The sequence below is a fragment of the Streptomyces sp. NPDC042002 genome, from assembly GCF_055588305.1.
In genome coordinates this window covers 54,702-62,233 of the sequence record NZ_JBVJCT010000014.1, presented here as the reverse complement: position 1 = coordinate 62,233, position 7,532 = coordinate 54,702, and the positions used below count along the sequence as shown (strand labels likewise).

At 72.5% G+C, this 7,532-nt stretch carries 3 protein-coding genes; all 3 read left to right on the top strand.

The window, feature by feature from the left end; genetic code table 11:
* Positions 1-303 precede the first annotated feature (303 nt).
* A complete protein-coding gene (locus ACZ6KY_RS21640) occupies positions 304-1,212 on the top strand; it encodes a glycoside hydrolase family 16 protein (protein ID WP_469311913.1) in 909 nt (302 codons plus the stop codon).
* Positions 1,213-1,418: 206 nt separating this feature from the next.
* Positions 1,419-4,361 (top strand): ABC transporter substrate-binding protein, encoded by a 2,943-nt coding sequence (locus ACZ6KY_RS21635; protein WP_469311912.1) that lies wholly within the window; start codon positions 1,419-1,421, stop codon positions 4,359-4,361.
* 282 nt (positions 4,362-4,643) lie between these two features.
* The gene (locus ACZ6KY_RS21630) at positions 4,644-7,442 is read left to right on the top strand and encodes a hypothetical protein (RefSeq protein WP_469311911.1); all 2,799 of its coding nucleotides are present in this window, start codon (positions 4,644-4,646) and stop codon (positions 7,440-7,442) included.
* Positions 7,443-7,532: the final 90 nt, after the last annotated feature.

The window sequence follows — 7,532 nt, the reverse complement described above, 5'->3', positions numbered from 1 at the left end:
CCCCCCCCCCCCCCCCCCCCCCCCCCCCCCCCCCCCCCCCCCCCCCCCCCCCCCCCCCCCCCCCCCCCCCCCCCCCCCCCCCCCCCCCCGGCACACTGGACGCAGGGGCCCGCGAGTCCGGCGCATCGGAGCCGGACCATCCGCATCGTCAGGTGTCCACGGGGTGGTGCTGCCCCCGCCCTCACGCGAGGATGCTCCTTCGCGTGGTGCTCGCCGCCGCGGACGGTGTCCGGAGCGGTGCTCGCGGACCCCGGGCGGAGGCCGGCGGCGGCTCCCGCGCGCCGAGGAGCGAGGGAGGCCCCGATGGGTTCACACGCGGCGCCCGGCCGACGCGGGCGCGCTCTGCTCATGCCTCTCGCTCTCGCCCTTCTGGCCGGCGCCCTGTTCTGGGTCCCCCGTGCCGACGGAGCGCCACGTCCGGCGGACGCCTGCCACAACGCGAGCACCGTTCTGCCCCGCGGCGACTGCGGGCCGTTCTGGCAGGTCCTCGCGGAGGACTTCAACGGCGACCGGGTGCCGCTGGGTTCGTTCAGCGACTGCGACCACGCCGTCGACACGTCCGGCGCGTACTGCGGTGGGCTGAGCGGCAAGTACCGCGACAACTGGTGGGCGTATCCCACCGGTTGGCGCGACACGGCGAACGACCGGGGCCGGGACGTCGTGGGCGAGTACCACCCCGAGGACACGGTGAGCGTGGGTCCCGGCGAGAACGGCGACGGGATGATGCGCGTCCGCATGTGGCGCCCCGAGGACGGAGGCCCCGTGCACGCCGCGGCGCTCGTACCGCGTGCCGTGATGCAGATGGCGTACGGCAAGTACAGCGCTCGTATCAAGGTGACGAAGCCCGCCCCCGGATACAAATCCGCGTGGCTGCACTACGGCGGCGGCTGCGAGATGGACTACCCGGAAGGAGAGTGGACCGGCACCATCACCGCCTTCCACCATCCGTGCGGCGGGGGTGAACAGGGCTACTTCCCGAGCGGCGACGACTGGACCCGGTGGCACACCGTCTCCACGGAATGGACACCCGGGCGGGTGCGCTTCTTCGTCGACGGCCGTCAGATCGGCGAGGACACCCGGCGGGTTCCCTCCGCGCCCCTGTCCTGGGTGCTGCAGAACGAGAGCGCGCTCGAAGGCCCCGGCGCGGCGCCGGGCAGCAGCGCCGAACTCGACATCACCTGGGTGGCCGCCTACGCGTACGGGTGGAAGTGACCGGCCGCGCGCGTTGAGCCGTAGAGCGGGCACGGTTACGGAAAGCTCCACACCCCGCGCCTACGGGCTGTCCGCCCGCGCGTGTCCGATCCGAAAGACAAGCGGCCGCAATCGCTCAATGGGCGCCTCTTAGAGGCAAAGCCCCGTGAATCGGCCCGGCTGTTCCTAGGCTCGCCTCCTGTTTCTCAGCATCCGGGAGGCCCCGCGTGCCGCAACCCCATCGGACGAACGAACATGATCTCGTCCTCCCCGGCGGTTTCGACGACATCGTCCGAGTGATCGACCGCTACGTCATCGACCGCCGAGCCGGTATCCCGCCCGGGCAGCAGAGCTCACGGCACCGGCTGCCCGCCCTGCTGCTCACCCGCGAGCCGGCGGCCGGCACGACCGCGGAGGGCACCATCGCGGCCGGGCTCACGGCGGCCGACACCGAGCGGGGCGAGCCGGATCCGGCACTCTCGGCCCTGGTGCACGTCTACCACCACCGTCTCGTACGCCTCAGCACCGGTGAGACGGGCCACTTGGCCAGCCTCGCGCCGCATGCCCTGGTCGACGAGGAACTGCTCGCGTGCGACCACCCCGGGGAGGACGCCGAGGGGCAGGACGGCCCGCACGTACGGCTGTTGGACAGGGTGGCCAGGCAACTGCGCGTCACCATGCCGGACGGTTCCGGCACCCTGCGGCTGACCGAGTTCGACGCGTGTCTGTCGGTGCTGCGCGCCGCCATCGTCGCGGGCGACGTGACGGACGAACGGAGGGCACTGCGCGACCGGATCTATGACAAGTACGCCTGGAAGTTCGGGTTCGCCGCCGAGGTCGGCGCACTCGGCGACGAACTCGGCGCCAGGCACTGGTCGGCGATCACGAGGCTGGTGACCACGCCGCTGGCCTGGCTGTGGCGGTGGTCTTACGGTGTACGGATCGACCGCGGTGCCCGCTTCCGGTGGGTCGGCGGGATGCTGGACGAGCCGGGGCGCAGCTTCCTCAACGCCGCGATGTCCCTGCGCGACGCCCACCTGCGTTCCCGGGCCCAGGACAGGGCCGATCAGGGAGCACCGGCCGAGCCGGGGGCGGCGGCTTCGGCCAGGTCCGCGGCGTCCGCGGTGTCGGCCCGTGACGAGGCCGTGGTCCGGCAGGTCCTGCTGACCGCGCTCATCCATGACCTGGCGCGGGCGGCCCGGCCGCCGGTGTGGAGCGTGCGCAGGCCACGGCGGCGATGGCCCTTCGTCCTGCTGCTGCCGACGGTCGGCGGCGACGGTTCCCCGAGCCGCAAGCTCCTGAACTCCTTCTCCGCCGTCTCCGAGGACGTCGGGACCTGTCCGCTGCTCGTCCTCGGCGCCGCCACGGCGGACATCCCGCCGTACGCCGTCGGCCTGCCCCGGCCCGGCATCCCGAGCCAGGGAATCCGGCAGAGCGCCCGCGGCACGACGGCTCAGGCGGTGGCCTCGCTCCTCGCGGCGGGCGCTTCCGGGCAGCCGGTCGAAGCGGTGCGCGCGGTGCCGCTGTCACGCGTGCCCGACAACGGGACGTCGGCCGAACGGCCCGCCGTGCAACGGACCGTGCGCTCCCGCGAGCGGCGCGCGGGCGACTGGCTGCGTCCCGCGGTGGCCGTCGTGGCCGTGCTGGCGGTGGTCGCCGCCGGACTGCTCCAGTTGGTGCGGCACGGCGAGACACACCCCCGCGCCCAGACGCACGCGGCACCCCGCGCCACCGACACCTGGTGTCCGCGGGTCAGCACGGGCGAACGCGTCGGGATCACCGACGGCAGCGACGCGTGTGAACTCGCCCATGGCCTGTACGCGCCGGAACTGCGAGCACTCGAAACCCAGTTGGGCCGCCAGAACGCTGATGTCGACCGGACCGGGCCGTATCGCACCCTGGTCTTCCTCGCTCCGCTCAGTGTCGGCTCCGCGTCACGCCGCACCGTGCCCACGGGCTTCCAGATGCTGCGCGGCGCGCTGCTCGCCCAGAAGGAGGTGAACGCCCTCAACCTCAAGTCCCAGATGCCGATCCGGCTGCTCGTCGCCAACGCGGGGGAGTACTTCACGTACGGATCCCACGGCGGACTCAACACGAAGAACCCCAGTGGCGTGGATGTGGCCCACATGATCGTCGACCGCATCCACCGGGACCACATCGCCGGCGTCATCGGCCTCACACAGAGCCGTCCGGAGTCCCTCCAGGCCGCCATCGAACTCGACGCCCAGGGCGTCACGGTCCTCGGCACCGGAGTCTCGGGCCAGCCCATGGTCGAGGGCGACTCCCCGGTGTCGTACTTCCAGCTCTCGGCACCGGACGCGCGGGTCGCGCGCATCATGGCGACCTTCGCCCGGCGCTCACCCCGGCTGGCGGCTCTGACCAAGGTCGCACCGGGTCACACCGCGCCCGCCGCCGTCCTGGTCTTCGACCCGCACGACACGTACTTCAGCGCGGATCTGAAGAAGCGGTTCACCGACGCCTACGGTTCGGCGGGGCCGGTCTATCCGGTGCCGTACGGCGAGTCGAGCAACGACAGCCAGACGCCCTCCGTGGCGGCGAGTATCTGCGCCCTGATCCGCAGGACCGACGGCTTCATCCTCTACGCGGGCCGGTCCAGCGTCATGTACGACCTGTTCTACTACCTGCAGAGCGACAAGCAATGCCGTACGCACCAGGGCCGCGTCGCCGTGCTGGCCGAGAGCGCCGCTCCCAGTCTCGTGCTGCACCCGGAACTGATGGCGCAGGAGTACGGCTCGCTCAGTCTCTTCTACAACCAGTTCAGCCTGCCCGACGTCAAGGGGCCCTTCGTCACGAACTTCCGTAATTCCTACGGGGGTTCCTCCGACAGCGACGCCGGCGCCGGCTACGACGCGGTGCGGGTCCTCTTCCAGGTGATGAACGAGATCTCGGTCACCGACCCGCAGTTCACCCCCAGTGCCGTCGTCACGTTCCTCCAGTCGACCGGAGTCACCGACTTCGTCGGCGAGTCGGGGATCATGACCTTCGGCAAGGGACACAAGTATCCGGTGAACAAGGAAGTCGACATTCGGGAGATCACCGGGGACGGCACCAGGATCACCGACCTGACGTGCGGAGCCGTAGCCGTGAAAGCGGCCCCGGTGACGCGCTGGGGCCCTTCCGGGAACTTCCTCTGTCCGCAGGACGACTGAGAACGGCCTCGTGTCACGCGTCCGAGCACGGCGGCTCGGACGCGTGACGAAGGCCGGCCGCCGCGCGCCCGGCTACCTCGCCGGTGCCTCTCTTCTCTTCTCCGCTCTTGCCCTCTCCTCGCCGGACTGTCCGACTCCACTTCCCCGCAGGGGAGTTGAGGCGGCGATACGCCGGTGACGTGAGGCAACCCCTCGGCTTCGCCTTCCGTCCTCGTGGGACGGGGGAGCGCTTCGGGACCAACGGGGCGACGGGGGCGAAATGCCGACCAGAGGAGAAGAACCTTGTTCCGTGTCCGGCGAATAGGCATCGTCGCTGCGGTGTTACTCGCGGCGGTCGCAGGATCGCCAGGATCGACCCAGGCACAGCAGAACACAGCCGGCTCCGCACAGAGGGCGGGACTCGCGCGGGCCGCGGACCCCGACGGCGGACTTCCCGCCGGGTGGAGTGTCACCGGCCAGGGAACGGCACGACAACTGGTCTGGCACTCGGACAATCCGGTGCCCATCAGTGATTCAGGCGTCGCGTTCTACGCCGGGGACCGCTTCCTCGGCAGGCCCGTCGGCGCGCCGGACGGCCGCTCCTTCCGGCTCGCGCTCGGCGCGGCACGGCTCGGGAAGCCGTCGGACCTCCAGGCAAGGACCGGCGAACGGCGCCTGGACGCGGCGGGCGCCGACCAGAACAGGCCCGCCGGACAACGCCCCGGACTCGCGGCACAGCCGTCAACCCGGCTTCCCGCCAACGCGGTCGACCCCGGTAATCCGGGCACCTACCGGACGGTCACCGGCGACTACGCCCTCGCCTCGATACGCCTGCCCGGCTTCGCCGAGGCCGTGGAGATGCGCGCTGTGGTGGTAGCGCCCACGAACGCCCCGGGACACCGGCCGCTGGCCCTGTTCCTGCACGGCCGCCACGCCACCTGCTACACCGGCCACGGCGACGAGACCGGCGGCGAATGGCCGTGCCCCGCGGGCGCGAAACCGATCCCGAGCTACCGGGGCTACCTCGCCGACCAGAGGCTGCTGGCCTCGCAGGGATACGTGACGGTGTCCATCGCCGCCAACGGCGTCAACGGACAGGACTACGCGGCGGAGGACGGCGGCGCACAGGCCAGATCTTCCCTGGTGCGGCAGCACTTGGCCCACTGGGCCGACTGGGCGGCACACCCGGCGTCCGCACCCGCGATCGTCCGACGGGCGGCTCCCGCCGACCTGTCGCGCGTCCTGCTCGTCGGCCATTCGCGCGGCGGCGAGGGCGTGAACCGGGCCGCCATGGACAGCCTCTACCCCGCTCCTGCCGACCAGGACGGCTACCGCGGGCCGGTGCGCTGGCACATCCGGGGCACCGTACTGATCGGCCCCACCGTCTTCGGCCAGAACCCGACGCCCGACGTGCCGTCGGCGACGATCCTGCCCGGCTGCGACGGCGATGTGTCCGACCTCCAGGGCGAGATGTACGTGGACGCGACCCGCGGCGTCAGCCGCGGCGCCGCCCTGCACAGCGCCGTCTACATGGTCGGCGCCGACCACAACTTCTTCAACAGCGAGTGGACACCCGGCCAGGCCCAGGCACCGGCGGAGGACGACTTCTGGAGCGGGGACCAGCCCGACCGGGTCTGCTCGCCGGGCACCGCGACGAGATTGACGGCCCGTCAGCAACAGAAGGCCGGCGCGACCTACATCGCGGCCGCCGCGCGGCTGTTCGTCGCCGGTGACGACCGCGTACGGCCGCTCCTGGACGGTTCGGGCCGCCGCGCGCCCTCCGCCGACCCCGCCAGGGTTCTCACCCACGCGGTCGGCGCCCGCCGAACCCCGGCCTTCCTGCCGGACGGACCGGTCTCCGTCGACGGCGGCCGGCTGTGCGCGGAGGTGGACGAGAACGAGTCCGCGGCCTGCCTCGGCTCCGGCAGCAACGGCGTCTCGCCGCACTTCGCCCGCTGGGAGTCGCCGAAGGAGCCGGCCCGGCGCGCCGTGGCACTGCGGTGGACGGCCGCCGGATCCACCGTCCGGGTCCGCTCCGCGAGGCCGGTCTCGATCGCCGGCTCCGACGCTCTGGCCATGCGCCTGATCGTGCCGCCGAACACCAGGGACACCCGGTTCGACGTCACCCTGACCGACGCTTCCGGCCACCGGGCGACCCTCGGCCGCGTCCACCTCGACGGACTGCCCGGGACCGGCCGCACCGCCTCCTACTGGGGACAGGAGGTCCGGCTGCCCCTGACCGCCGCCACCCGGGCGGGTGTCGACCTGCACCGCCTGACGGCCCTCGGACTCGTCCCGCGCACCCGGTCGGGGCAGGCGTGGCTCGTCGACTCGTGGGGATGGCGCGCCGGAACCCCCGCAGTCCGGGCCGCGGCCCTGACGCGCGTCGACATCGGCCGGCTGACCGTCGAGGAGGGCGACACGGGCGTCCGGACCTACCGCGTGCCGGTGAAGGTCACCGGCCACGGAAGCGGCACGGTCCGTCTGTTCGTCGCCGATCCGGACACGGGCCGGACCACCTCGCGCGAGGTGACCGTACGACCCGGCGGCCAGAGCCCTGACGTGAGGGTCGAGGTCCGGGGCAACACACGCTTCGGTTACGACGTGTCGCACGACATCTTCGTGAAGGCGGTGCACGGTGCGGTGGTCGGCGCCCACCGAGGCGGCGTCACCGCGCGGAACGACGATCCGGCGCCCACCCTCACGGTGACCCCGGCCTCCGCCCGCGCCGCCGAGGGCCGGAACCTGACCTGGCGGATGTCCCTCTCCGCGGCGGCCGACGCGGACATCCAGGCCGGCATCGCCGTCCTGCCGGTCACCGGCGGCGCCGAACTGTCCACCACCGATGTCGATCCCCGGTGGCTGCGGCAGAACTCCGGCGAGGAACCGCTGCCGTCACGGCCCCTGTCCCAGGTGCGCGGATTCTTCCTCTTCGCCGATGTCCCGGCCGGCCGGACGGGCACCGAGATCACCATCCCCACCGTCGCGGACACCGTGACCGAGCCGGAGGAGACGGTACGGCTGCGTCTGACCGTCTACGACGGGAGCGGTGCGCCGCACGACGGGCCGGAGTTCACCGGCACGGTGCACGACCCGTCGTAGTCCGCCCCGGCCCGGGGGGGGGGGGGGGGGGGGGGAGAAAGACGACGGGCGAGGGAGGTGGGAGGGGGAGGGGGGGGCATAGGAGGGAGG

Excerpts from the sequence above, each read along its gene's own strand:
- ACZ6KY_RS21640 (WP_469311913.1), top strand. The coding sequence starts at position 304 with ATGGGTTCACACGCGGCGCCCGGCCGACGCGGGCGCGCTCTGCTCATG.